23 protein-coding genes are annotated in these 24,820 nt (G+C 59.3%); 12 read left to right on the forward strand and 11 right to left on the reverse strand.

The features are described 5' to 3' along the window. Positions 1–100 precede the first annotated feature (100 nt). Both yccS and AWM69_RS01010 read left to right on the forward strand, forming a co-directional pair. On the forward strand, positions 101–2,275 hold the full coding sequence (gene yccS, locus AWM69_RS01005; RefSeq protein WP_131653391.1) for a YccS family putative transporter: 2,175 nt from the start codon (positions 101–103) through the stop codon (positions 2,273–2,275). 73 nt (positions 2,276–2,348) lie between these two features. After that, positions 2,349–2,801 (forward strand): GNAT family N-acetyltransferase, encoded by a 453-nt coding sequence (locus tag AWM69_RS01010; protein ID WP_218725576.1) that lies wholly within the window; start codon positions 2,349–2,351, stop codon positions 2,799–2,801. A 6-nt stretch (positions 2,802–2,807) separates the two neighbouring features. On the opposite strand, the gene AWM69_RS01015 is transcribed toward AWM69_RS01010, so the two are convergent. Together AWM69_RS01015 and AWM69_RS01020 are read right to left on the reverse strand one after the other, a co-directional pair. After that, entirely contained in the window at positions 2,808–3,104 is a 297-nt protein-coding gene (locus AWM69_RS01015; protein ID WP_048380919.1) for a helix-turn-helix domain-containing protein, read from the reverse strand. 39 nt (positions 3,105–3,143) lie between these two features. Further along, a complete protein-coding gene (locus tag AWM69_RS01020; protein ID WP_131653393.1) occupies positions 3,144–3,653 on the reverse strand; it encodes a M48 family metallopeptidase in 510 nt (169 codons plus the stop codon). 256 nt (positions 3,654–3,909) lie between these two features. Here AWM69_RS01020 and AWM69_RS01025 point away from each other — a divergent pair, with 256 nt between their 5' ends. Continuing rightward, positions 3,910–4,302, forward strand: a complete 393-nt coding sequence (locus AWM69_RS01025) for a DUF3077 domain-containing protein (RefSeq protein ID WP_218725577.1) — start codon at positions 3,910–3,912, stop codon at positions 4,300–4,302. Positions 4,303–4,555: 253 nt separating this feature from the next. On the opposite strand, the gene fba is transcribed toward AWM69_RS01025, so the two are convergent. The 5 genes from fba to tkt form a co-directional block, all read right to left on the reverse strand. Further along, on the reverse strand, positions 4,556–5,620 hold the full coding sequence (gene fba / locus AWM69_RS01030) for a class II fructose-bisphosphate aldolase (protein ID WP_048380923.1): 1,065 nt from the start codon (positions 5,618–5,620) through the stop codon (positions 4,556–4,558). Positions 5,621–5,787: 167 nt separating this feature from the next. Beyond that, positions 5,788–6,006: a lipoprotein gene (locus AWM69_RS01035; protein ID WP_048380924.1), complete on the reverse strand. Its 219-nt coding sequence runs from the start codon at positions 6,004–6,006 to the stop codon at positions 5,788–5,790. Positions 6,007–6,038: 32 nt separating this feature from the next. Then, on the reverse strand, positions 6,039–7,202 hold the full coding sequence (locus AWM69_RS01040) for a phosphoglycerate kinase (RefSeq protein WP_218725578.1): 1,164 nt from the start codon (positions 7,200–7,202) through the stop codon (positions 6,039–6,041). Positions 7,203–7,228: 26 nt separating this feature from the next. Next, entirely contained in the window at positions 7,229–8,284 is a 1,056-nt protein-coding gene (gene epd / locus AWM69_RS01045) for an erythrose-4-phosphate dehydrogenase (RefSeq protein WP_131653396.1), read from the reverse strand. A 145-nt stretch (positions 8,285–8,429) separates the two neighbouring features. Continuing rightward, positions 8,430–10,427, reverse strand: coding sequence for a transketolase (gene tkt, locus AWM69_RS01050; protein WP_131653397.1), 1,998 nt, complete (start codon positions 10,425–10,427; stop codon positions 8,430–8,432). A 272-nt stretch (positions 10,428–10,699) separates the two neighbouring features. On the opposite strand from tkt, the gene AWM69_RS01055 reads away from it, so the two are divergent. From AWM69_RS01055 to AWM69_RS01070, 4 genes are all read left to right on the forward strand, one after another. Further along, positions 10,700–11,695, forward strand: coding sequence for a metalloregulator ArsR/SmtB family transcription factor (locus AWM69_RS01055; protein ID WP_131653398.1), 996 nt, complete (start codon positions 10,700–10,702; stop codon positions 11,693–11,695). Positions 11,696–11,714: 19 nt separating this feature from the next. Beyond that, the gene (metK, locus tag AWM69_RS01060; RefSeq protein WP_048380935.1) at positions 11,715–12,905 is read left to right on the forward strand and encodes a methionine adenosyltransferase; all 1,191 of its coding nucleotides are present in this window, start codon (positions 11,715–11,717) and stop codon (positions 12,903–12,905) included. 170 nt (positions 12,906–13,075) lie between these two features. After that, the gene (ligB, locus tag AWM69_RS01065; protein WP_218725579.1) at positions 13,076–14,764 is read left to right on the forward strand and encodes an NAD-dependent DNA ligase LigB; all 1,689 of its coding nucleotides are present in this window, start codon (positions 13,076–13,078) and stop codon (positions 14,762–14,764) included. A 90-nt stretch (positions 14,765–14,854) separates the two neighbouring features. After that, the gene (locus tag AWM69_RS01070) at positions 14,855–15,250 is read left to right on the forward strand and encodes a DUF1090 domain-containing protein (RefSeq protein ID WP_218725580.1); all 396 of its coding nucleotides are present in this window, start codon (positions 14,855–14,857) and stop codon (positions 15,248–15,250) included. 51 nt (positions 15,251–15,301) lie between these two features. Here AWM69_RS01070 and AWM69_RS01075 read toward each other — a convergent pair whose 3' ends face one another. Next, positions 15,302–15,751, reverse strand: a complete 450-nt coding sequence (locus AWM69_RS01075) for a cytochrome c (RefSeq protein ID WP_131653401.1) — start codon at positions 15,749–15,751, stop codon at positions 15,302–15,304. A gap of 128 nt (positions 15,752–15,879) precedes the next feature. On the opposite strand from AWM69_RS01075, the gene AWM69_RS01080 reads away from it, so the two are divergent. Continuing rightward, a complete protein-coding gene (locus AWM69_RS01080; RefSeq protein WP_218725581.1) occupies positions 15,880–17,034 on the forward strand; it encodes a murein transglycosylase A in 1,155 nt (384 codons plus the stop codon). 139 nt (positions 17,035–17,173) lie between these two features. Here AWM69_RS01080 and AWM69_RS01085 read toward each other — a convergent pair whose 3' ends face one another. After that, positions 17,174–17,560, reverse strand: a complete 387-nt coding sequence (locus tag AWM69_RS01085) for an MAPEG family protein (RefSeq protein ID WP_131653403.1) — start codon at positions 17,558–17,560, stop codon at positions 17,174–17,176. A gap of 13 nt (positions 17,561–17,573) precedes the next feature. Next, the gene (locus tag AWM69_RS01090) at positions 17,574–18,407 is read right to left on the reverse strand and encodes a DMT family transporter (RefSeq protein ID WP_218725582.1); all 834 of its coding nucleotides are present in this window, start codon (positions 18,405–18,407) and stop codon (positions 17,574–17,576) included. A gap of 260 nt (positions 18,408–18,667) precedes the next feature. On the opposite strand from AWM69_RS01090, the gene AWM69_RS01095 reads away from it, so the two are divergent. The 3 genes from AWM69_RS01095 to AWM69_RS01105 all read left to right on the forward strand — a co-directional run bounded on the left by AWM69_RS01095 (position 18,668) and on the right by AWM69_RS01105 (position 22,492). After that, entirely contained in the window at positions 18,668–19,933 is a 1,266-nt protein-coding gene (locus AWM69_RS01095) for a sodium:proton antiporter (protein ID WP_131653404.1), read from the forward strand. 197 nt (positions 19,934–20,130) lie between these two features. Continuing rightward, positions 20,131–20,499 (forward strand): hypothetical protein, encoded by a 369-nt coding sequence (locus AWM69_RS01100; RefSeq protein WP_131653405.1) that lies wholly within the window; start codon positions 20,131–20,133, stop codon positions 20,497–20,499. Position 20,500: 1 nt separating this feature from the next. Next, on the forward strand, positions 20,501–22,492 hold the full coding sequence (locus tag AWM69_RS01105) for a pyrroloquinoline quinone-dependent dehydrogenase (protein ID WP_218725583.1): 1,992 nt from the start codon (positions 20,501–20,503) through the stop codon (positions 22,490–22,492). Between the two features lie 48 nt (positions 22,493–22,540). Here the strand turns inward: AWM69_RS01105 and AWM69_RS01110 are convergent, their stop codons facing one another. Further along, the gene (locus AWM69_RS01110; protein WP_131653406.1) at positions 22,541–23,449 is read right to left on the reverse strand and encodes a LysR family transcriptional regulator; all 909 of its coding nucleotides are present in this window, start codon (positions 23,447–23,449) and stop codon (positions 22,541–22,543) included. A gap of 24 nt (positions 23,450–23,473) precedes the next feature. Between AWM69_RS01110 and AWM69_RS01115 the strand changes: the two genes are divergently transcribed. Next, complete coding sequence (locus AWM69_RS01115) at positions 23,474–24,799, forward strand: D-amino acid dehydrogenase (protein ID WP_339429630.1); 1,326 nt, start codon at positions 23,474–23,476, stop codon at positions 24,797–24,799. Positions 24,800–24,820 lie beyond the last annotated feature (21 nt).

Here is a 24,820-nt window from a genome sequence, read left to right on the forward strand (position 1 = left end):
CATGCCAAAAAATATTTTGTGCGGGATGTGAACAGTGCCATTGCACTGTCGTCACAACTGGCTCAATTTAGCGACACGACTCGCAAGGCATCGCCATTACATGTCATCGAAAAGCTTTCGGCATTCCCTGCGCCGCCTGTGGGCGCGAGATAAGTTCAGTTACAGCGTTCGGGTATTTGTCGCCCTGACCGGCAGCATGGCTTTTTGCTGGTATCAGGACGAAATGACGCTGTTGATCCCGTTGTTCCTCGGGATCATTGCCAGCGCACTGTCCGAGACGGATGACAGCTGGCAAGGCCGCCTCAATGCACTGCTGGTGACACTGGTGTGTTTCAGCGCTGCCGCCTTCAGCGTCGAGTTGTTATTCCCTTACCCCTGGTTGATGGTCTGCGCCCTGGCACTGGCCAGCTTTGGCCTGACCATGCTCGGTGCGCTGGGTGAACGCTATGGCGCCATTGCCTCGGCGACGCTGATTCTCGCGGTATACACGATGATCGGCGTCGACCAGCGCGGTGGCCAGGTCATCGATTTCTGGCACGAGCCCTTGCTGCTGGTCGCAGGCGCTGCGTGGTACGGGCTGCTGTCAGTGCTGTGGCAAGCGCTGTTTTCCAATCAACCGGTGCAGCAAAGCCTGGCGCGATTGTTTTGGGAGCTGGGGTTGTACCTCAAACTCAAATCATCGCTGTTCGAGCCTGTCCGCAACCTTGATGTGGAGGCCCGGCGACTGGAACTGGCCCAGCAAAACGGCAGGGTCGTGGCCGCACTGAACACCGCCAAGGAAATCATCCTGCACCGCGTCGGCAACTCTCGACCGGGATCAAAACTCAGCCGCTATCTGAAACTGTACTTCCTCGCGCAGGATATCCACGAACGCGCCAGCTCGTCGCATTACCCCTACAACGCCTTGGCAGACGCTTTCTTTCACAGCGATGTGATGTTCCGCTGTCAGCGCTTGCTGCGCCAGCAAGGCATCGCCTGTCAGCGTCTGTCAGACTCGATCAAGCTGCGCCAGCCGTTTATCTATGACGACAGTTTTGCCGAGGCACTGACCGACCTGCACGCCTCACTGGAACATCTGCGCGTCCAGAGCAATCCGGCCTGGCGCGGACTCTTGCGTTCGCTGCGCGCACTGGCCGCCAACCTTGGCACGCTGGACCGCTTGCTCAGCGACGCCAGCAACCCCGACACTCTGGCAGATGCCACCGACAGCAGCTTGCTGGACCGCTCGCCACGCACCCTCAAGGATGTGTGGTCGCGGCTGCGTCAACACCTGACGCCCACGTCACTGATCTTCCGTCACGCCCTGCGCCTGCCGCTGGCGCTGTGCACCGGCTTTGCGATGGTGCACTGGATCCACCCGACTCAAGGCTACTGGATCATCCTGACCACGCTGTTTGTGTGCCAGCCAAGTTACGGCGCCACACGGCGCAAATTCAGTCAACGGATCGTCGGCACCGCCATTGGCCTGGCCTTGGGCTGGGCTCTGTTCGATCTGTTCCCCAACCCGCTGATCCAGTCGATGTTCGCCGTCGCGGCCGGGGTGGTGTTCTTTATCAACCGCACCACGCGCTACACCTTAAGCACCGCCGCCATTACGTTAATGGTGCTGTTCTGCTTCAATCAGGTGGGCGATGGTTACGGGCTGTTCTTGCCGCGCCTGTTCGACACCCTGGTCGGCAGCGTGATTGCTGCGGCCGCTGTGTTCCTGTTCTTGCCCGACTGGCAGGGGCGCCGCCTCAACCAGGTGCTGGCCAATACCTTGAGCTGCAACAGCCAGTACCTGCGCCAGATCATGCAGCAATATGCCCACGGCAAAAGCGACGATCTGGCTTATCGACTGGCGCGCCGTAATGCGCACAACGCCGATGCCGCGCTGTCGACCACACTGGCCAACATGCTGATGGAGCCGGGGCATTTCCGTAAGGATGCTGACATGGGCTTCCGCTTCCTGGTGCTGTCCCACACCTTGCTCAGTTATTTGTCGGGCCTGGGTGCGCACCGCGACACGCAACTGCCAGACGAACTGCGCCAGCAACTGATCGAGGGCGCCGGGCAATGCATTGCCGATAGCATCGATGTGATCGCCCAAGGCCTGGCCGCCAAGCTGCCTGTGGCCGTGCAGAGCGATGAGGAAGAAGCGCTGGCCAGCGAGCTGGAGCAAATGCCGGATGACATCGACGAAAACCAGCGACTGGTCCAAACCCAGCTAGCATTGATCTGCCGTCAACTCGGCCCCCTGCGTACCCTGGCCGCGCACCTGATCAAGGCAGAGTAGAAACACCGTGACTTGGCGCCAGACAGCATCGCGCCTAGTATCGGGGTATACCTCACTCTTTCGGGACTAGAACGTGACCATTGACTGGATCTGCAAACACCATAACGACCTGGGCAAAGAGCAACTGTACGCGGTGCTGGAATTGCGTTCGCAAGTGTTCGTCGTCGAGCAGAAATGCGCATACCAAGACGTCGACGGGCAAGACTTGTCAGGCGATACGCTGCATTTGATGGGCTGGCAGGACGATCAACTGGTTGCCTATGCCCGCCTGCTCGATCCCGAGTCCCAGGGCGGCGATGTGGTGATTGGCCGAGTGATCATCGCGCCTCAGGCACGTGATCAGAAGCTGGGCCATGCGCTGATCAGCAAGGCCCTGGAAAACGCTGAAGAGTACTGGTCCGGGCAGCCCATTTTCATGTCCGCCCAAACCCACCTGCAGAACTTTTATGCTCAACACGGCTTCCGGGCCGAGGGTGACACCTTTCTCGAAGATGGCATTCCCCATATCGGCATGCGTTTGGGCTAAGGCCTGTCAGGGGTAGCCCAGCACCTGCCTGATCTGCACCAGGTGCTGATCGACCCAGTGTTTGTCGACCGGGCCCCAGCTGAGAATCCGATAGCGTCCGGCGTGGTTACGGGCGCCATCCTGCTGCTCGAACTCGCACACGATATCCAGATCAGCCAGCGCAGCGATGGTGTCCTGCGCGGTGCGCCGCGGCATGCCGGTCAGTTCCGTCAATGCCGGGACGCTGCTAGCGGTCTGACTGTCAATCAACCAGGCCACGTACAGACGCCGATAAAAACTGCTTTTGGTTTTGCTGACTTCCATTCAGAACTCCATTCAAGTAGTACTCGCGACCTGCAGTGGCTACAGCGCTTTGGGCTTGCCCTGAATATCACGCCATGTGAGGTAAACCCGCAGGTCAAACTCCAGCTGGTGGTACCCCGGCAACATGTACTCGCACAGTTTGTAAAACGCCTTGTTGTGATCTGACTCTTTGAGATGCGCCAGCTCATGGACCACGATCATCTTTAAAAACTCGGGGGCCGCGTCCTTGAACAATGACGCAACGCGCAGTTCTTTCTTGGCTTTGAGCTTGCCGCCCTGCACGCGAGAAATGGTGGTATGCAGGCCCAGCGCCCGGTGCGTCAGATCGAGTCGATTGTCGAACAGCACCTTGTCGAAGGACGGCGCATTGCGCAGGTATTCCTGCTTGAGCTCAAGCGCGTAGGCATACAGGGCCTTGTCACTTTGCACCGCATGACGCTGTGGGTATCGTTCATTCAGGTAACTGCCCAGCTGGTCACGCTCGATCAGTTGGCGCACCTGATCCTGCAAAGTCTGGGGATAAGCCTGAAGGTATTTGAGAGCAGTCATGGGGCGCCAATGCACAGCGTAAAAGTGCATCAGTGTAGCGAATTCAGGCCAGTCGTGGGCCCTGGTATTTGCCCGATGCCGGTACACGCCGGTCCGGCCCCGAGGGGTGAAAGTCAGATTTTTATGCTGATAAGAGAAGGACGCTTCCGAGAAAATGCTTTCGCCCCAAGCACCGGTTGCAGCGTTGAAAGCCACGGCGCTATCTTCTTGAGTCCCCCAGCCCCCTGCCTTGAATGATGATTGCTCTGGAAAAGACATGAAAAAAAAGATGCCGGATGATCCCAAGCCAACACGCATCAAGCGCGACGATCACCAACATGACGAAACAACCCGGCATCTCCTCGAAACACTGCGCACAACGCCCGTTCCTGTCGACCACCTCAAGCCCACCCGGGCACGCCCGGTGAATCCGCAATCACCTTTTTCCGTACGTAACGACGTGCCCGCATTGTCAGCCCTGCTGCACGTGTCGATGCTGCTCAAGAGCGCCGAAGAGGTGTCGGACGAAATCACCGAAATGGCCAGCGGCGTAGAGCGCGGGCTGGTCTGGTCATTGGTGCACTCCGTCGAGATGGCACGTTCACTGGTAGATGCGCTGCTCAAGGGCAATGGCATCGATCCGGAGCAAATGCCTTCAGGTCGCAACTGACCCCGCAGGGGCTGCCAGCCACCCACAAAAAAGCCCGCATCGCTGCGTAATGCCAGTCAGTTAAAAACAATACGATCAGAACCTGTAGCAGCAAGCTTGCTCACGATGGCTTCAAAAAAACACTGTGTTTATCCAGTAAACACACGCGTTATCGCTAGCAACCATCGCGAGCAAGCTCGCTCCTACAGAGACCCTTTTCGCTTAACTAATCGGCATCAAGCATCGCTGCGGGCTTTTTTCATACGCTCAGGGCTTAGTTGACCTTGGCGTTCAGCTCACCTTTCAGATAACGCTGGTACATGGCTTCGAGGGAGACCGGTTTGATCTTCGAAGCGTTACCGGCGGTGCCGAAGGCTTCGTAACGCGCAATGCACACGTCACGCATGGCAGTCACGGTCGCCGCGAAGAATTTGCGCGGGTCGAACTCGCTTGGGTGGGTGGCCATCATGCGGCGCATGGCGCCGGTCGATGCCAGACGCAGGTCGGTGTCAATGTTGACCTTGCGCACGCCGTGCTTGATGCCTTCAACGATTTCTTCGACCGGCACACCGTAGGTTTCTTTGATGTCGCCGCCGAACTCATTGATGATCGCCAGCCACTCTTGTGGAACCGACGACGAACCGTGCATCACCAGGTGAGTGTTGGGAATGCGTTTGTGGATCTCTTTGATGCGGTCGATGGCCAACACGTCGCCGGTAGGCGGCTTGGTGAACTTGTACGCGCCGTGGGAGGTGCCGATGGCGATGGCCAGGGCATCCACTTGAGTACGCTTCACGAAGTCAGCGGCCTCTTCAGGATCGGTCAGCATTTGGCTGTGATCCAGCACGCCTTCTGCGCCGATGCCGTCTTCTTCACCGGCCATACCGGTTTCCAGGGAACCCAGGCAGCCCAGCTCGCCTTCAACCGACACACCGCACGCATGCGCCAGCGCAACCGTCTGCTGAGTGACACGAACGTTGTAGTCGTAGTCGGTTGGGGTTTTGCCGTCTTCGCCCAGCGAACCGTCCATCATCACCGAGCTGAAGCCCAGTTGAATGGAGCGCTGGCAGACGTCAGGGCTGGTGCCGTGGTCCTGATGCATGCACACCGGGATATGCGGGAATTCTTCGATGGCCGCCAGGATCAGGTGACGCAGAAACGGTGCACCTGCGTATTTACGCGCGCCGGCCGAAGCCTGAACGATCACCGGGGAGTCAGTCTTGTCAGCGGCTTCCATAATGGCGCGCATCTGCTCAAGGTTGTTTACGTTGAAGGCTGGAACGCCGTAGCCGAATTCGGCGGCGTGGTCCAACATCTGGCGCATGCTGATAAGTGCCATTGTGAGTCTCTCTCCCGGACGAGGGTCGTTAATCGTGCAAGCCTGCCGTAGCGGCGGCTGCTATTCAAGTTATTGCAGATCGGGGGTTTACCCCCGAAATGCGGATTCTGTCTGGCTGAAACGTTACAGCATCAGCCCTGGCTACTCGCTCTTTTGCAGGAGCGAGTTCAGGGACAGCCGCGCTCTTTCGCGGGCTGGGGTGACTCGTACTTCTCCAGCGCTTCAGGCCCTGAACGTTTATTGACCAGCGGCACACTCTGCGCCTGCCAGTCTGCCTGGTAGCAACCGCTCTCTTCGGGGGTGGCTGCTTCGGGCGTCGACTCGCTCGAGCCGGCGCAACCGGCCAAAAAGCCCGCAATCATCAACAGCGGTAACAACTTGACCATGTCCATGCTTCCTTTCAGGGCCTGAAACACCTTCAGGCTTTGGCGCGGCTTTCCAGGACTTCAACCGCTGGCAATACCTTGCCCTCGACGAACTCAAGGAACGCACCACCGCCGGTGGAGATGTAAGAAATTTGATCCGCAATACCGTACTTGTCGATAGCGGCCAGCGTATCGCCGCCGCCAGCAATGGAGAACGCAGCGCTTTCAGCGATAGCGTTGGCCAGGGTTTTGGTGCCTTGGCCAAACTGATCGAACTCAAATACGCCGACCGGGCCATTCCACAGAATAGTCCTGGATGACTTCAACAGCTCGGCAAAATGCGCGGCCGTTTGTGGACCAATGTCCAGAATCATGTCGTCTTCAGCAACGTCAGCAATCAGCTTGACGGTTGCCACTGCACTTTCAGCAAATTCCTTGGCCACCACGACATCCGTCGGCAGCGGTACGTTGACCTTGGCTGCGATTGCCCGCGCAGTGTCCAGTAGGTCAGGTTCGTACAGCGACTTGCCTACCGGATGACCGGCTGCTGCCAGGAACGTGTTGGCAATCCCGCCGCCCACGATCAGCAGGTCGCAGATCTGGCTCAGGCTGTTGAGGACTTCAAGCTTGGTCGACACCTTGGAGCCGGCAACAATCGCCGCCATGGGTTTGGCCGGAGCCCCCAGTGCCTTGCCCAGCGCTTCCAGTTCGGCGGCCAGCAACGGGCCTGCTGCGGCGACCTTGGCGAACTTGGCTACGCCGTGGGTCGAACCTTCGGCGCGGTGAGCGGTACCGAAAGCGTCCATCACAAACACGTCGCACAGGTCAGCGTACTGGCGGGCCAGTTCGTCGGCGTTTTTCTTCTCGCCCTTGTTGAAGCGTACGTTTTCGAACAGCACGACGTCGCCCGCGTTGACATCAACGCCATTCAGGTAATCGCTGACCAGCGGTACATCGCGGCCCAAGGCTTTGCTCAGGTACTCAGCGACAGGCTTGAGGCTGTTTTCAGGGGAGAATTCGCCTTCGGTCGGACGTCCCAGGTGCGAGCAGATCATAACCGCCGCGCCTTTTTCCAACGCCAGCTTGATGGTCGGCAGCGAGGCAAGGATGCGCGCATCGCTGGTGACTACACCGTCCTTGACTGGGACGTTGAGGTCTTCGCGGATCAGTACGCGCTTACCTTGCAGATCGAGGTCGGTCATCTTCAACACGGTCATGGGTCGCAGTTCCTGAGTTTCTAATGTTAGAGAACGGATTTGGGGTGAGTAACGTGCAGATAGTGCTGTGCCACATCGATCATTCGATTGGCAAAGCCCCATTCGTTGTCGAACCAGGCCAGCAGGTTTACCAGCCGGGGGCCGGAAACGCGGGTCTGGCTGGCATCAACTATGGCCGAATGCGGGTCATGGTTAAAATCACAACTGGCGTGCGGCAGCTCGGTGTAGGCCAACAAGCCTTTGAGCGGGCCGCTGGTGGCGGCCTCGCGCAGAACGCGGTTGACCTCCACGGCATCGGTGTCGCGCGCCGTGACCAACGTAATATCGAGGCACGACACGTTCAGCGTCGGCACTCGAACAGCTTTGGCTTGAATCCGCCCGGCAAGTTCCGGCAACAATCGCTCGATGCCTTTCGCCAGACCTGTGGACACCGGTATGACCGACTGGAACGCCGAGCGGGTGCGGCGAAGGTCTTCGTGGTGATAAGCATCAATCACCGGCTGATCGTTCATTGCCGAGTGAATGGTGGTAATCGATACGTACTCCAGGCCGAACGCCTCATCCAGCAAGCGCAACAGCGGCACGCCGCAGTTGGTGGTGCAGGAGGCATTGGACACCAGGCGCTCTTCACCGGTCAGGCTATGCTGGTTTACGCCGTACACGATGGTGGCATCGACATCTGCCTCGTTGGCCATCGGCTGCGAAAACAACACGCGTGGAGCCCCGGCATCAAGGAAGCGCTGGCCATCTGCCCGGGTGTTGTAGACGCCGGAACACTCCAGCACCAGATCAACGCCCAATGCGGCCCAGTCGATTCCTTCAGGGGTGGCACTGCGGAACACCTTCACGCAGTCGCCATTGATATGCAGGCAGTCGCCTTCGATCCGAATCTCGCCCGGAAACCGGCCGTGGGTGGAGTCGAAGCGCGTCAAATATTCGAGACTGGCCATGTCGGCCAAATCATTGAGTGCAACAATTTCAAACCCGGCAGCTGCTCCACGCTCAAACAACGCACGCAAGACACAACGACCAATCCGGCCATAGCCGTTGAGTGCAACTTTGTAAGGGCGCGCTTGGGGCATGAGGTTCTCTTATCAGTGCAAGCAGTAAATGCAAAACCCTGGAGCCGCAGCCCCAGGCTGCGACGGGTTACGCAGCGACCTTCACGAAAGCGAAGGTGCTGCGGCCCTTGTCGCAGCCTGCGGCAGCGGCTGCAAGGCGCTTGCTTTAGTCTTCCAGCAGCTCTTCAGCCTGACCCAGGATGTTTTCCAGGGTGAAACCGAACTCTTCGAACAAGGCAGGCGCAGGCGCCGACTCGCCGTAGGTGGTCATGCCGATGACGCGGCCTTCCAGGCCCACGTACTTGTACCAGTAGTCAGCGTGCGATGCTTCGATAGCGATACGGGCGCTTACTTGCAACGGCAGAACCGATTGCTTGTAGCCAGCATCCTGAGCTTCATACACGCTGGTGCATGGCATCGAAACCACGCGCACCTTGCGGCCCTGCTCGGTCAGCTTGTCGTAAGCCTGTACCGCCAGGCCCACTTCGGAACCGGCCGAAATCAGGATCAGCTCCGGCTCGCCTGCGCAGTCCCTGAGCACATAGCCACCACGGTTGATGTCGGCGATTTGCGCGGCATCACGGGTCTGGTGGTTCAGGTTCTGGCGCGAGAAGATCAACGCGGACGGGCCGTCGTTGCGCTCCAGGGCGTACTTCCAGGCCGCTGCGGATTCCACCGCGTCAGCCGGACGCCAGGTGTCCAGATTCGGCGTGGTACGCAGGCTGGTCAATTGCTCGACTGGCTGGTGCGTCGGACCGTCTTCGCCCAGACCGATGGAGTCGTGGGTGAACACGTAGATCACGCGCTGCTTCATCAGGGCCGACATGCGGATGGCATTACGGGCATATTCCATGAACATCAGGAAGGTGGCGCCGTAAGGCACCAGTGCGCCGTGCAGGGCAACACCGTTCATGATGGCGCTCATGCCGAACTCACGTACGCCGTAGTACATGTAGTTGCCGCTGGCATCTTCAGCGCTGACACCCTTGCAGCCTTTCCACAGGGTCAGGTTGGAACCGGCCAGGTCAGCCGAACCGCCGAGCAGTTCCGGCAACAGAGGGCCGAAAGCGTTCAGGGCATTCTGGCTGGCTTTACGGCTGGCAATGGTCTCGCCTTTGGCAGCGACTTCAGCGATGTAGGCATTGGCCTTGGCATCGAAGTCAGCTGGCAGCTTGCCGCTCAAGCGACGGGACAGCTCAGCCGCCAGCTCAGGGAATTCGGCAGCGTAGGCCGCGAAACGCTGGTCCCACTCGGACTCAACGGCAGCACCGGCTTGCTTGGCATCCCATTCGGCATAGATATCAGCCGGGACTTCAAACGGACCGTGGCTCCAGTTCAGTGCCTGGCGGGTCAGGGCGATTTCCTCTGCGCCCAGTGGGGCACCGTGGCAATCTTCTTTGCCCTGCTTGTTCGGCGAACCGAAACCGATGGTGGTTTTGCAGCAGATCAGCGTTGGCTTTTCGCTCTTGCGGGCGGTTTCGATCGCGGTTTTGATTTCTTCCGGGTCGTGGCCGTCAACGTTGCGGATCACTTGCCAGTTGTAGGCTTCGAAACGCTTCGGCGTGTCATCGGTGAACCAGCCTTCAACTTCGCCATCGATGGAGATGCCGTTGTCATCGTAGAACGCGATCAGCTTGCCCAGGCCCAGGGTGCCGGCCAGCGAGCTGACTTCGTGGGAAATGCCTTCCATCATGCAGCCGTCGCCCAGGAACACGTAGGTGTGGTGGTCGACAACGTTATGCCCGGGACGGTTGAACTGCGCGCCCAGTACTTTTTCTGCCAGGGCAAAACCCACAGCGTTGGCCAGGCCCTGACCCAACGGGCCAGTGGTGGTTTCAACGCCCGGCGTGTAGCCCAGCTCCGGGTGACCCGGGGTGCGGCTGTGCAACTGGCGGAAGTTTTTCAGGTCGTCGATCGACAGGTCGTAGCCGGTCAGGTGCAACAGCGAGTAGATCAGCATCGAGCCGTGACCATTGGACAGCACGAAGCGGTCGCGGTCGGCGAAAGACGGGTTGCTCGGGTTGTGCTTCAGATAATCGCGCCACAGTACTTCGGCGATATCTGCCATACCCATAGGGGCACCGGGATGGCCGCTGTTGGCTTTTTGCACGGCATCCATGCTGAGTGCACGAATGGCGTTGGCACGCTCACGACGGCTGGGCATCGCTGTTCTCCTGAATGTGATAAAAACGCATTTGATTAAAACGGAACGGAAAAAAGGCGAGTATTTTCCCTCAGGCAACGCCTTCGGGGCAATGACAGATAGTCACTTGTGGCGTTTTTCCTGTGCTTAACCGTTCAACCTACCGAGGAATAGGACAGGCTTTTCGTCAATACAATCATCCGGCCCGACAAACGCACCACTTATCGAGCAATATCAAAAAGTTTTGATATTGAACTTGCTAGGTCTGGAGCGGGTAACTAGACTGCGGCCCCATGAACCTTCGCGCACCCATAATCAGCCACGACGATTGCGACGATCTCTCCGCCCTGTGCAAGGCCGGTGGCGATCCGCTGCGACTGAACGTCCTGCGCACGCTGGCGAATGATTCGTTTGGTGTACTGGAGCTGGCGCAAATCTTTGCCATCGGCCAATCCGGCATGAGCCATCACCTCAAGGTGCTGGCCCAGGCGCAACTGGTAGCGACACGGCGCGAAGGCAATGCGATCTTTTATCGCCGCGCACTGCCCCGCACCGAACAACTGGGCGGAAAATTGCATGCAGCGCTGCTGGAAGAGGTCGATAACCTGGCCTTGCCCGTCGACGTGCAGGTGCGTATCGCGGCCGTACACGGGCAACGCGCAGCGGCCAGCCAGGACTTTTTCTCGCGCGTAGCCGAGAAGTTCCGCGCTCAACAGGATTTGATCGCCGGCCTGGTGCAATATCGGGACAGCGTTTTGGCGCTGCTCGACAAACTGAGCTTCAATTCAGCGGCCACAGCACTGGAAGTCGGCCCCGGCGATGGCAGCTTTTTGCCCGATCTGGCCCGCCGTTTTCATCAGGTCACGGCACTGGACAACAGCCCGGCGATGCTTGAGCTGGCCCGCCAGCTGTGTGAGCGAGAGTCACTGAACAATGTCAGCCTTATCCTGGCCGACGCCTTACACGATGCAAAGATCCAGGCCGATTGCGTGGTACTGAACATGGTCCTGCACCATTTCGCTGCGCCGGCCGAAGCACTCAAGCAACTGGCCACCTTGCTGCAACCTGGCGCCAGCCTGCTGATAACAGAGTTATGTAGTCATAATCAGGCATGGGCCCGTGAAGCTTGCGGTGATCTGTGGCTTGGTTTTGAACAAGATGATCTGGCCCGTTGGGCCGCCGCTGCGGGACTCGTTCCCGGGGAAAGCCTCTATGTAGGCTTACGTAATGGTTTCCAGATTCAGGTCCGCCACTTTCAGCGGCCGGCTGGCGACACTCACCATCGGTAATTATTAGGAAACCGTCGAGATGAGCGAATACTCCCTTTTCACCTCCGAGTCCGTGTCTGAAGGGCATCCGGACAAAATCGCCGACCAGATTTCTGACGCGGTGCTGGACGCCATCATTGCTGAAGACAAGTTCGCCCGTGTGGCGTGCGAGACTCTGGTGAAAACTGGCGTAGCGATCATCGCGGGCGAAGTCACCACTTCGGCCTGGGTTGACCTGGAGCAGATCGTTCGTGACGTGATCACTGACATCGGCTACACCAGCTCCAACGTCGGCTTCGACGGCGCGACCTGCGGCGTGATGAACATCATCGGCAAGCAGTCCCCCGACATCAACCAGGGTGTTGACCGTGCCAAGCCTGAAGATCAGGGCGCCGGCGACCAGGGCCTGATGTTCGGCTACGCCAGCAACGAAACCGACGTGCTCATGCCAGCCCCGATCACCTACTCTCACCAGTTGGTACAGCGCCAGGCCGAAGCACGCAAATCCGGCCTGCTGCCTTGGCTGCGCCCGGATGCCAAGTCCCAGGTAACCTGCCGTTACGAAGGTGGCAAGGTTGTCGCTATCGACGCCATCGTACTGTCGACCCAGCACAACCCGGAAGTCTCCTACAAAGACTTGCGCGAAGGCGTGATGGAACTGATCGTCAAGCACGTGCTGCCGGCTGAACTGCTGCACAAAGACACCCAGTTCCACATCAACCCGACTGGCCAGTTCATCATCGGTGGCCCGGTTGGCGACTGCGGCCTGACCGGTCGCAAGATCATCGTTGACACCTACGGCGGCATGGCCCGTCACGGCGGCGGCGCGTTCTCGGGTAAAGACCCATCCAAGGTTGACCGCTCGGCGGCCTACGCCGGCCGTTACGTGGCTAAAAACATCGTGGCTGCCGGTCTGGCTGAGCGTTGCGAGATCCAGGTTTCCTACGCAATCGGTGTCGCTCAACCGACATCGATTTCGTTGAACACCTTCGGCACTGGCAAAATCTCTGACGACAAAATCATCAAGCTGGTGCGTGACGTGTTCGACCTGCGTCCATACGCAATCACCACCATGCTCGACCTGCTGCACCCGATGTACCAGGAAACTGCAGCCTACGGTCACTTCGGCCGCACGCCACAGACCAAAACGGTTGGCAACGATACCTTCACCACGTTCACGTGGGAGCGTACCGACCGCGCTGATGACCTGCGCGCAGCTGCCGGCATCTAAGCAAGCCTGTTACATCCCAAGGCCCCGGACAGGCAACTGTCCGGGGCCTTTTGTTTTTCGCCAGGGTCTGGCGGGCTCCAGGATCTCGAAACACCCCGCAAACCACTGCGCGCCCAGTATGGACATCCTCCACTAGCCTTAAGCATTCATGCCGGGCAAGGACGCTCACGATGCTGGCCACCTTCCGTTTCGCAGGCGGGCTACTGCTCGCCTTTTTCACCTTCGACACTCACGCCGACACCTGCCCCGACTGGCCGTCGCCAAAGGTTGCCCAACAAACCAGCGCACTGCGCCAGCAGCTTCAAGTGTGGGATGACAGTTATCACCGCGAAGGCGTTTCCCTGGTCAGCGACGAGGTTTACGACCGCTCGCGTGCACGCCTGGAACACTGGCAACGCTGCTTTTCCCTGCCATTCCTTGCCACCGATAACCCGTTGCATACAGCTGGTGGCACCGCGCCCCATCCCGTTGCACACACGGGTCTGAGCAAGCTGCCTGATGAGACCGCGGTCAACGCGTGGATCACAGGGCGGCAAGGGCTGTGGATTCAACCCAAGGTCGATGGCGTGGCCGTCACGCTGGTCTATAGCCAAGGCCGATTGCAGCGTGTGATTAGCCGTGGTGATGGTCTGCACGGTCAAGACTGGACCCGCTCCGCACAGGCCATCGAGGCCATTCCTCAACACCTGCCGCACGCCGTGGATATCGTGCTGCAAGGTGAGCTGTATTGGCGCCTGCCCGGTCATGTCCAGGCCAGGTCCGGCAGCCTCAATGCCCGTAGCACGGTCGCAGGCTTGATGGCGCGCCAGCAGTTAACGCTTGAGCAAGGTCAGGGCATCGGCCTGTTTGTCTGGGACTGGCCCGCCGGCCGCGGCACGTTCGAAGAGCGGCTGCAGCACCTGGACAGCCTGGGTTTCACCGACAGCCAGGTTTATAGCCGGGCCATTGAACATGTCGAGCAGGCCCGTTCTTGGCGCGCGCACTGGTATGGCAGTCCCTTGCCGTTTGCCAGTGATGGCGTGGTGATACGTCAAAGTCAGCGTCCAGCCGCCACCCGCTGGCGACCCTCGCCACCCAGTTGGGCGGCTGCCTGGAAGTACCCACATGCTCAGGCCGTGAGTGAAGTGCGCAAGGTCATGTTCAAGGTGGGTCGCACGGGGCGCATCACACCGATGCTGGAGCTGGAGCCCGTGCGTCTTGATGATCGCCAGATCAAACGCATCAGTGCCGGGTCCTTGCAGCGCTGGCAATCCCTGGACATCCGCCCCGGTGACCACGTCGCCATCAGCCTCGCGGGCATGACCGTCCCGCGGCTGGACAGCGTGGTCATGCGTGCCGATGAGCGGGTTGAAATTCACGTGCCGACACCCAATCACTTTCATCACCTGAGCTGCTGGCAACCGGTAGCAGGCTGTGAAAGCCAGTTTTTGGCCCGCCTGAACTGGCTCAGCGGTAAACAAGGGCTGGCCCTGCCATTTGTCGGGCCCGGCACCTGGAACAGCCTGGTCCAGAGCGGGCAAATCAACAACCTGTTCGATTGGTTGACCCTGGATGCTGCACAGCTTGCTAACATTGACGGCTTCGGTGAGCGCAACAGCACGCGTTTGCTCGCAAGTTTGCGCGGTGCCCGGCAACAACCGTTTGCGCGCTGGGTGAAAGCACTTGGCCTTCCGTCCACGGGGGATGTGCCGCTGGGGGACTCCTGGCAAGCGCTGGTCGCACGGGATTCCGGCACATGGCTGGCACAGCCGGGGATTGGTCCACGACGCGCGGCACAATTGACGGCCTTCTTGCGAGACCCGAATGTTCAGGCTTTAAGTGAAACATTAAGCGCTGCCGGAATTGACGGTTTCGATTAACCGCCCCAAGCCTGCAGCATTGCCCGGGACGCACAGCGCGTACCGGTTTTTAAATCGTGTTTATTGTCATTTTTTGTCATGGAGCTCTTTATGAAACTTCTTTCACCGCTCGCCCTGTTTACTGTTTGTGGTCTGCTCGCTGCCCCGCTGATGGCCGCCAATCAAGCACCAGAATTGACCGGCTGTGAGGCTAAAAAACACGCCATCAGCCAAGAACTCGAACAAGCCCGCGCCCATGGCAACAGCAACCAGGTGTCCGGACTGGAAAAAGCCCTGAGTGAAGTGACCGCTCACTGCACCGACTCGGGCCTGAAGAAAGAACGCGAAAACAAGGTGCTGGAAGCCAAGCACGAAGTCAGCCAGCGTCAGGCCGACCTGGACAAAGCCATGAAAAAAGGCGATCCGGAAAAAATCGACAAGCGCAAAAACAAGCTGGCTGAGTCGCGCAAAGAGCTGCAAGAAGCGCTGGATCAACTGGACAAATAACGACACCGTCCCACAGGAGCGGGCTTGCCCGCTCTTGAGGGGGGGTTGCCCTCAGTGGTTGCGGAACTCCTTGTGACACGCGCTGCAGGTGTCTTCGACTTTCTTGACCGCAGGCATCAGGTTGCTGGCCTTGTAGGGCTGAACCTGACTGACGGCCACCAGTTCACCGGTGGCTGCTTCGAGCTGACGGGCCAATGCCTGGAAACGCGCCTGTTTTTGCCAGACATCGTCGGTCGCATTGGTTTGATCAGACTCCTTGACCTGCGAAAAATGCTTCCAGGGCTCATGAGAAAGTGCATCAAGCTGGGTCGCACCCGCGGTAAAACGCGGACCGTCGAAAGGAATGCGGCCACGCAACATGCCGCCCAGGTCTTCGCTGGTCTTTAGCATTTGCTTGAAAATCGCTTTACGCTGGCCTTGCGGCGAGTCGGGATCAACCCCGCCACACGCTGACAGCATCAGGCAGGCCAGCACTACAACAGTCAATCGTTTAACAATCATGGTGGCTTCACGTCACGGAATCGGCCGCCAGTATCCTCGTGTCACCTGCAAAGACCAATAGCCCTATTGAATATACGGGTTGCCTGGACAGTCATCCGCTGCCGGCAAACTCTGAAGGAACATCGCTGATGAGTAGATTTTTCAAACCTCTGGCCTGGGCCCTGCCCGTCGTGATGCTGCTGGCCGGTTGCAATGGCACCGACAAGGAAACAGACAAGGACGCCGCACAACCCGAACCCCATACGACTTACAGCAAGGCTGACTGGGGAGCACTGCCGGAAGTGACAGGCAGTGATCTTCAAGGCGGCTTTGCGTCATGGCGCAGCGCCTGCACCCGCCTCAAGGCCGATCCGAACTGGGGACCCGTTTGCAACGATGCCGCCAGCTTGCCCGCCAGCCCGAGCGTCGAACAGATCAGCAGCTTCCTGCAAACCCATCTCGATGTGTACAGCCTGCGCTCGGCACAAGGCAGCAGCGACGGTTTGATCACCGGTTATTACGAGCCGGTCTACCCTGGCAGCCTGACCCGGACCAACGCCGCCCACGTCCCCATCTACGGCATACCCGCCGATTTGATCGTGGTGAATCTGGACAGCCTTTACCCCGAACTCAAGGGCAAGCGCCTGCGTGGACGCCTTGAAGGTCGCGTGATCAAGCCCTACGACACGGCTGAAACCATCAACAGCAAAGGCCTGGATGCCCCGGTGCTGGCGTGGCTGACCGACCCGATGGACCTGCAGTTCCTGCAAATCCAGGGGTCGGGCCGCGTGCAACTCGAGAATGGTCGGCAGTTGCGCATTGGCTACGCTGACCAGAACGGTCATCCGTACAAACCCATTGGCCGCTGGCTGGTTGAACAGGGCGAGTTGAAAAAGGAAGACGTGACCATGGGCACCATCCATGCCTGGGCCATGACTCATCCGGAGCGGGTACACGAGATGCTGGCAAGCAATCCCAGCTATGTGTTTTTCACCCAAAACCCTGACAGCAACGAAGGGCCTCGCGGCTCGCTTAACGTGCCATTGACGCCTGGCTATAGCGTGGCCGTTGACCGCAAGGTGATCCCGCTGGGCAGCCTGTTGTGGTTATCGACCACCCAACCGGATGGCCAACCCATCGTGCGACCGGTAGCGGCTCAGGACACAGGCGGCGCCATTGCGGGCGAAGTGCGTGCCGACTTCTTCGTCGGCACCGGCCCCGAGGCGGGCCAATTGGCCGGTGACATGAAACAGACCGGCAGTATCTGGCTGTTGTGGCCCAAAGGCGCAGTGTTGCCGCAATAACGCCAACCCGCTACGGCCTTTGTCGATACCGTCTTGCCCGGACGGTATCAACGCACATCCTGTAGCTGCTTGCTCTTGAAGCCCCTTTGGCCTTTTCGCAGCCTTCGGCAGCGGCTACAAAACCTCAATCAGTCGGCGATTAAAGCGACACAAAAAAGAAGCTGACGACCAGCCCCATGCCGGCAAACCAGACGATGGAGCGCAATATTGCCCAATCGGCCAGGTAGCAAATGATGTACAGCAGGCGGCTGGTGATAAACAGCACTGCCAGCACATCAATGGTCACGGGATCTGCATTGCCCACGATGTCGGCAATGATCACCGCCGCGGCGAAGGCCGGGTTCACTTCAAAGCTGTTGAGCTGGGCGCTGTGGGCACGTTTGGCAAACCCTTGCAGGCCGTCGAGAAACGTCCGCGGGTCATGATTCTGTCTGGGCCCGAACTTGCCGTCGCTGAACTTGGCAAAGGCGGTACATATATAGGTCAGGCAGAAGGCAATCAGTACGCACCAAAAAGCTACGGTCATTGGAATTTCCTTTTTAGAGTTTCATCACGAGCATGCCGATCAGCACCAGCCCACAAGCTAAGAGCCTTGGCCCGCCAAAAGGTTCTTTGAGGTAGCGCATCCCGAACAGCACCACCAAAATCACACTGACTTCCCGCAGGGCCGCCGCCTCGGCTATCGAGCCCAACTGCATGGCCCACAGCACCAGCGCATAGCTGGCCAATACGCAAACACCCACCGCCAGCCCCAGCCGCCACTGCGTACGCCAAAACAGCGTGAACGCAGTGCGTTTGCGAGTGACTGCCAGCAACGGAAACGGCCAGGCACTGACCAGCGTCAGCCACACCAGATAATCCAGCGGATGCGACCAGCGACGTATCGCCTGACCGTCCAGAAAGGTATAGCAGCCGATGCACAGCCCAATCAGGGCGACCACCGGCAGCATTGTCCATGGCAGGCGATCCCCGCCGCCGCCCTGCCACAGCAGGCACGCCATCCCGCACGGGATCAACAGAATGCCAATGATTTGCTGCCCGCTGAGCACTTCTCCGGCGAATGTCAGTGTCAGCGCCAGCACCACCAGCGGCGACAGCCCGCGCATCAAGGGATAGACCAAGCCTAAATCGCCGACCCGATACGCCCGGATCAACAGCACTCGATACAGCAGTTCGAACAACGCCGAGGCCAGAATCCACGGCCAGATCTCCGCCGGCGGGAATGAGACGAACCCCACCAGCGCGGCCACGACCAACAGCGCTACCGTGTCCATGCAGGCGATCACCAGCAACCGCTCGCCGCTGAACTTGATCAGGGTATTCCAGACCGCGTGCAACACTGCCGCGACCAACACCAACGCCGTAGCCAGCACCACGACCTCCTTGTTTTTATGAGTTCTGCCCGGGGTTTCAGGCTGCACGTGTCGACGCTGTTTATACTGCAAACGCTCCCGACTTACTCGATTGCGGTGGCTCTCCCTGCCAAAATAGTCCACTCGGGCCGGTACATAACCGTCACCCGGCAGGCGTCATAGAGTTAACGGATGAGCGTGCCCTTTTGCCGGTGGACAGCATCCAACTCTGACCCGATCTGATCGGGCGTCCTTTCACCTTCGCCACCACAGGATCCCGGATGCTTGAGCTTGTAGCCGCGTTTATTTGCCTCACCTCACTGCTTACCTACGTGAACTTCCGCTTTATCGGCCTGCCGCCGACGATTGGCGTGATGGTCACCGCGCTTATGTTTTCCCTGCTGCTGCAAGGCTTGAGTTTTCTCGGTTATCCGGGCCTCGAAGACCGTGTGCAACAGCTGATCGGCCAAATCGACTTTGGCGATCTCTTGATGAACTGGATGCTCTCATTCCTGCTGTTTGCCGGTGCCTTGCACGTGAACTTCAGCGATGTACGCAGCTATCGCTGGCCCATTGGCCTGCTGGCGACCGTCGGCGTGCTGATCGCCACTACCGTGATCGGCAGCCTGGCGTACTGGATTTTCGGCCTGTTCGGCTGGCATATCAGCTTCCTGTACTGCCTGCTGTTCGGCGCCTTGATCTCGCCCACCGATCCGATCGCCGTACTCGGTGTATTGCGTACCGCCAATGCCTCGAAGCCGCTGAAAACCACGATTGTTGGCGAGTCACTGTTCAATGACGGCACCGCCGTTGTGGTGTTCACCGTGCTGCTGGGCATCGTGCAGCTGGGCGAAACGCCAAGCATCAGCGCCACGGCCATGCTGTTTGCCCACGAAGCCATTGGCGGCGTGGTGTTCGGCGGGTTGATCGGTTATCTGGTGTACCGAATGATCAAAAGCATCGAGCAATACCAGATCGAAGTCATGCTGACCCTGGCACTGGTCATCGGTGGTTCGGCCATGGCCAGTGAGCTGCATGTGTCGGCGCCGATTGCGATGGTGGTCGCCGGCCTGATCATCGGTAACCTGGGGCGCAACAAGGCCATGAACGAGATGACCCGTCGTTACCTGGACGGTTTCTGGGAATTGCTGGATGACATGCTCAACGCGCTGCTGTTTGCGCTGATCGGCATGGAGCTGTTGTTGCTGCCGTTCTCCTGGCTGCACTTGCTGGCCGCGAGCGTACTGGCACTGGCCATTTTGCTGTCGCGCCTGCTCACCGTGGCCCCGGCCATTGTCTTGCTGCGCCGCTGGCGTACCGTGCCACGCGGCACGATCCGCATTCTGACCTGGGGCGGGTTGCGGGGCGGTGTTTCGGTCGCTCTGGCACTGGCCTTGCCGCTGGGCCCTGAGCGCGACCTGATCCTGAGCATCACCTACATCGTGGTCCTGTCGTCGATTCTGTTCCAGGGACTGACCATCGGCAAACTGGTCCGGCACGTCACCAAGGACTCGCCTGCGTCGGCCGAGGCCGATCACACGCATTAAGCCGCCACACTGACCGATTAATGCCCCCCGATTCCCTCTCCGGCCTGGAGAGGGGATCTCTCCCGCCAGTACCTCCTTTCAAATAACTCTCAAGACCTTGACTACACTCAGCCTCGATTGAACCTGAAGCGCTCTTTACGCCTGCCTGTTCGATCGCCCTTGACAACACAACGTGTATGAATGGAAAGGAGAAAGGGATGAGCACTGCTGCTTCTGCCCCCCCAGGACGCCACCTCGGCGCTTACATTGTGATCATCACCGCTGCCATTGCCTTGTGCATCACGGCCTGGCGGTTTTTTACCCCGCTGTCGGGCATCACACACTCCGGAGGCGCCATGATAACGATGCTTGCCGAGTGCGCGTTGCTTGTTCTAGGCCTCATCCTGATCAAGATCCATCCCGGAGGATTGAGACGCTTTGTGCTGCTGTTGTGCTGGCTGGGTGTGCTCGGGACGCTTTTTGCCGCGCTACTGCTGCACGGCTGGTGGACGGCTGCAGTGCTGGTGGTGTGCGCCGTGGGTGTCGTCATTGAAACGTTTGGCGGCAAGCCAACAAGGAGCGCGTGAGATGAACGGAATCAAAAAGCATCTTTTGACAGCACCCATGATTTGCATGCTCGGTGGTCTTTCAACCGCAAACGCAGACACTTCATACACGGTTCCGGCACCCATTCTGGCGCAGTCCAGCATCTCTGCCGAAAGCGCCAAACTGCCCTTGCCCAACGGTAAAGAGTGGGACAGTTTTCACGGGCAACTGAGCTCTCAGAAATACTCGCCCCTGAATCAGATCAACAAAGACAACGTCGGTCATCTGACCAAAGTCTGGGAATACTTCACCGGGGACATGTCGACTGGTGCAGGCAAAACCCCGCCTTCGGTCTGGTCAGCCACGCCTATTTTTGCCAATGACACGCTGTACGTCGGCACGCCGTTTTACCGGATCATTGCTCTGGAACCCGAGACCGGCAAAGAAAAATGGAGTTTTGACACCCAGTCGCCGTTAGAAGCACTGACTCAACCCGCCCTGAAGTCTCGCGGCGTGGCCTATTGGCAGGAAAAAAACCCGCAACCCGGCGTTGCCTGCCAGAAAGTGGTCTATCTCGGGACGATGACTGCCGAGTTGTTTGCGGTCGATGCCGACACGGGCAAGCGTTGCGAAGGTTTTGGCAAAAATGGCGTCGTCGATGTCAATCAATGGAATACCCTCAACGCCAAGTGGCCCTTGTCAGTCCTGCAACCGCCAACCGTGATCGGCGACAAGTTGATCGTCGGCTGGGCCGGCAAGGATTGGGAGTATGAAGTCGAGTCGCCCGGGTCACTGTTTGCCTTGAACGCCCGCACCGGTGAGCTGGAATGGGAGTTCAAGCCGATTCCGGATGAGGAAGCCAAAAAAACCGGCACGGCCAATATCTGGACCGCCATGTCCTATGACCCGGCACTGGGACTGTTGTACATCCCGGTCTCTTCCCCTTCGCCGAACTACTGGGGCGGCAATCGGACCCAGCCGATCCCATTGGGTACTTCAACCACCGCTCTGGATATCAATACGGGCAAGGTCGTCTGGTCTCGTCAGTGGGTTCACCATGATGTGTGGGACTACGACATCAACTCCGCCCCGACGCTGATGGATATCACCGTTGATGGCAAACCGGTGGCCGCACTGGTGCAAGCCACCAAAATGGGCTTTCTGTTCACCGTCGATCGTCGAACCGGCGAAGACGTGTGGCCCATTGAGGAGCGCCCGGTACCTCAAGGCGATGTGGCAGGCGAGGTCTACTCCCCGACCCAACCGTTCCCGACCAAACCTGCGCCATTGATGGACCAATCGAAAAAGCCGGCCATCTGGAAAATCGCCGATATCGTCGGCTTCGGTCAGTGCTCGAAAATGTGGGATGACCTGGAATACAACGGCATGTACACGCCGCCCTCCACCAAGGGCGCCGGAGCTCTGGCCTATCCGGACAGCGCCGGAGGTGTGCAATGGGGCGGGGTCGCGTTTGACCCGGTCAGCCAGGTCGCCGTGGTAAATACCTCGCACGTGGTGCAAATGATCAAGCTCTGGGATCGTGCGTCTTACGACAAACAACCCAAAACCGCGGGCAATGAGAACGGGTTCTACCCGCAGCTCGGCTCACCGTTTGGCATGTCGTTGCTGAATGCCCAGAACTGGGCTGGCATGCCGTGCTGGGCACCGCCTTTTGGTGAGATCGTCGCACTCGACATGCGTACCGGGGATGTGAAATGGCGTCGCCCGATGGGTGCCGTGCAGCAGTATGGCTGGTACATGCCTGAAAGCATGGGCTCGCCAACAATCGGCGGGCCAGCGGTGACCGCAGGTGGCGTGGTGTTCATTGGCGCATCCATGGACTCCAAGGTCCGCGCCTATGCCCTGGACAGTGGTGATGAGCTGTGGTCAGACATCGTCATGGCGCCTGCGGTGGCCAACCCCGCCGTGTATGAATACAAAGGCCGGCAATATGTGGCGTTTGTCGCAGGCGGTAACTCGATCCTGAAGGACCAGGTGGGTGATCAAGTCGTGGTGTATGCATTGCCCAAGTGATGTAACCACCCTTCATTGCCGCTGCTGCAAGGTGCAGCGGCAATGAAATCAACCGTCCAGTCGCTGCAGCTGTTCGCTGGCCCTGTCAGCGAACAGCTGCAGCAACCCTTCAAGGGTATGGGGCGGCGGTTCATCAGCGCGGGTCAATGCGTAGAGGGTGATGGGCAATGCCGGCGACAACGGACGGATGATCGTACTGGCCCGTGAAGCGCCCAGAGCGGTGAACGGGTCGATCACCGCCAGACCGGCCCCCGACTCCACCATCGCGCGAGCCAGCGAATACGTCTGTACGGCAATGCTGATCCGCGGCGGCGGTTCTACGGCCTGTAGATAACTTTCCAGCCTGGCAAACAGCGGGTCTGCACTGCTCAGGCCAATCAGCGGCGCATCAGCCAGCTGATGCAACGCCAACGGTTGCCCCTCCTCCTCATCCGGCCAATAACCCCGCGGCGCCAACGCGACCAGCACGCCGTGGGCCAACGCCTGAGCCTTGAGCCCCGGATGATCCGGCCGCTTGAAGGTCAAGGCCACGTCCAGCTCGCGCATCAGCAGGTTTTGCACCAACTCACGGCTATGGGCGCTGGCCAGCTCACAGCGGATGTCTGGGTAGCGTTGAGTCCACTCATTGATCACCGGCGGCAACAACGACAGCGCCAACGCAGGCGTACTGCCAATGCGCAGCCGATGCCCCGGCTCACGGCGCAAACTTTGCGCCAGACGCTGCACCCCTTGCAGGCTCTCCGTCACCTTGTCGACTTCCCGTTCAAGCAACAGGGCCTCAGGGGTCGGCTGGAGTTTGCCGCGTACCCGTAAAAACAGTGGAAAGCCCAATTGCAGTTCCGCATGTTGCAGCACCTTGCTCACGGCTGGCTGCGACACATGCAGCAACTGGGCGGCCGCACTCACCGAGCCGGTTTGACGAATAGCCTGAAAGATCTCGATATGACGCAAGCGCATGGGGGCAGTCCATAACCTGTGTTTATGGGTAAGCCATCTTTATTCATTGTTCGTCGCCTGTCACCTGCCCCTACCCTGAGTCCCGCACAACTTTGGGAAAAGACTGATATGGGACAGCGGGTTTGCATCATCGGCGGAGGTGTCATTGGTCTGGCGACAGCGTATGCGCTGGTGCGCGATGGCTTTGAGGTGAGTGTGATCGAAGCCCAACCCACCCTCGGCAGCCAGACCAGCTTCGCCAATGGCGGCCAGCTGTCGTATCGCTATGTGGCGCCGCTGGCCGATGCCGGAGTGCCGTGGCAAGCCATGGGCTGGATGCTGCGCGGGGACTCGCCGCTCAAATTGCGTCCCCGCATGGACCCGGCGCAATGGCGCTGGCTGGCGTCTTTCATGGCCGCCTGCCGGGGTTCGGTGAATCAGCGCAACGGTGCTCACTTGCTGCGCCTGGCCTTGCTCAGCCAGGCCACCTTGCAGCAATGGCGCGAAGAAGATCAGCTGGAGGGATTCGACTGGCGGCGCAACGGCAAGCTGGTGGCGTTCCGCGATTCGAAACAATTCGCCAAGGCCCGGCAAAGAGTGGCCAACAGTTCATTCCAGCAGGCGTTATCGGCCAGCGAGTGCACCACCCTGGAGCCCGGCCTGCACGGTTCGGCGTTTGTCGGCGGCATCTACACACCGGATGAAGAAGTCGGCGATTGCCACGCTTTTTGCCAGCAGTTGCTGGCCCGCCTTGAAGCATCAGGTCGCTGTACCTTTTTGCTGGGCAAGACCGTAACCCGCATTCATCACGCCAATGGCGCGGTCCATGCCGTGGAGATGGGCAATGAGCTGTTGCCGGTCGATCAACTGGTCCTGGCCGCCGGGCATAACAGCCCGGCCCTGAGCCTGCCCGGGCTGAGTCTGCCGCTGTACCCGCTCAAGGGTTATAGCCTGACCTTACCATTGGCAGACTCGGGCAAAGCCCCGCAGGTGAGCATCACCGACTACGATCGCAAGATCGTCTACGCCCGTATCGGTGAGCAATTGCGCGTGGCCGCAATGGTGGACATCGTCGGTTTCGACTCGGCACTCGACCCCAAGCGGCTGGCCCAAATGCGCCAGCTGGCACAAGGCACATTCCCCGAAGCCGGCAATTATCAAGAGGCCATCGAATGGGCTGGCATGCGTCCTGCTACACCAAGCGGCGTGCCCATCCTCGGTGCCAGCGGCTATCGCAACCTGTGGCTCAATCTGGGTCACGGAGCATTGGGATTCACCCTTGCCAGCGGCAGCGGACGTTTGTTGAGCGACCTGATTTCACACCGTAAAACCGCCATCGACATGCAGGGCCTCGCGCCCCATGCCGCTTGAGTGTGCCCCTTCAGAATAAAA

Source organism: Pseudomonas sp. D1HM, from assembly GCF_019266105.1.
GTDB lineage: Bacteria > Pseudomonadota > Gammaproteobacteria > Pseudomonadales > Pseudomonadaceae > Aquipseudomonas > Aquipseudomonas taetrolens.

Excerpts from the sequence above, each read along its gene's own strand:
- yccS (WP_131653391.1), top strand. The coding sequence starts at position 101 with ATGTCATCGAAAAGCTTTCGGCATTCCCTGCGCCGCCTGTGGGCGCGA.
- AWM69_RS01015 (WP_048380919.1), bottom strand. The coding sequence starts at position 3,104 with ATGGAAGTCAGCAAAACCAAAAGCAGTTTTTATCGGCGTCTGTACGTG.
- AWM69_RS01020 (WP_131653393.1), bottom strand. The coding sequence starts at position 3,653 with ATGACTGCTCTCAAATACCTTCAGGCTTATCCCCAGACTTTGCAGGAT.
- AWM69_RS01025 (WP_218725577.1), top strand. The coding sequence starts at position 3,910 with ATGAAAAAAAAGATGCCGGATGATCCCAAGCCAACACGCATCAAGCGC.
- fba (WP_048380923.1), bottom strand. The coding sequence starts at position 5,620 with ATGGCACTTATCAGCATGCGCCAGATGTTGGACCACGCCGCCGAATTC.
- AWM69_RS01035 (WP_048380924.1), bottom strand. The coding sequence starts at position 6,006 with ATGGTCAAGTTGTTACCGCTGTTGATGATTGCGGGCTTTTTGGCCGGT.
- AWM69_RS01040 (WP_218725578.1), bottom strand. The coding sequence starts at position 7,202 with ATGACCGTGTTGAAGATGACCGACCTCGATCTGCAAGGTAAGCGCGTA.
- epd (WP_131653396.1), bottom strand. The coding sequence starts at position 8,284 with ATGCCCCAAGCGCGCCCTTACAAAGTTGCACTCAACGGCTATGGCCGG.
- tkt (WP_131653397.1), bottom strand. The coding sequence starts at position 10,427 with ATGCCCAGCCGTCGTGAGCGTGCCAACGCCATTCGTGCACTCAGCATG.
- AWM69_RS01055 (WP_131653398.1), top strand. The coding sequence starts at position 10,700 with ATGAACCTTCGCGCACCCATAATCAGCCACGACGATTGCGACGATCTC.
- metK (WP_048380935.1), top strand. The coding sequence starts at position 11,715 with ATGAGCGAATACTCCCTTTTCACCTCCGAGTCCGTGTCTGAAGGGCAT.
- ligB (WP_218725579.1), top strand. The coding sequence starts at position 13,076 with ATGCTGGCCACCTTCCGTTTCGCAGGCGGGCTACTGCTCGCCTTTTTC.
- AWM69_RS01070 (WP_218725580.1), top strand. The coding sequence starts at position 14,855 with ATGAAACTTCTTTCACCGCTCGCCCTGTTTACTGTTTGTGGTCTGCTC.
- AWM69_RS01075 (WP_131653401.1), bottom strand. The coding sequence starts at position 15,751 with ATGATTGTTAAACGATTGACTGTTGTAGTGCTGGCCTGCCTGATGCTG.
- AWM69_RS01080 (WP_218725581.1), top strand. The coding sequence starts at position 15,880 with ATGAGTAGATTTTTCAAACCTCTGGCCTGGGCCCTGCCCGTCGTGATG.
- AWM69_RS01085 (WP_131653403.1), bottom strand. The coding sequence starts at position 17,560 with ATGACCGTAGCTTTTTGGTGCGTACTGATTGCCTTCTGCCTGACCTAT.
- AWM69_RS01095 (WP_131653404.1), top strand. The coding sequence starts at position 18,668 with ATGCTTGAGCTTGTAGCCGCGTTTATTTGCCTCACCTCACTGCTTACC.
- AWM69_RS01100 (WP_131653405.1), top strand. The coding sequence starts at position 20,131 with ATGAGCACTGCTGCTTCTGCCCCCCCAGGACGCCACCTCGGCGCTTAC.
- AWM69_RS01105 (WP_218725583.1), top strand. The coding sequence starts at position 20,501 with ATGAACGGAATCAAAAAGCATCTTTTGACAGCACCCATGATTTGCATG.
- AWM69_RS01110 (WP_131653406.1), bottom strand. The coding sequence starts at position 23,449 with ATGCGCTTGCGTCATATCGAGATCTTTCAGGCTATTCGTCAAACCGGC.
- AWM69_RS01115 (WP_339429630.1), top strand. The coding sequence starts at position 23,474 with ATGGGTAAGCCATCTTTATTCATTGTTCGTCGCCTGTCACCTGCCCCT.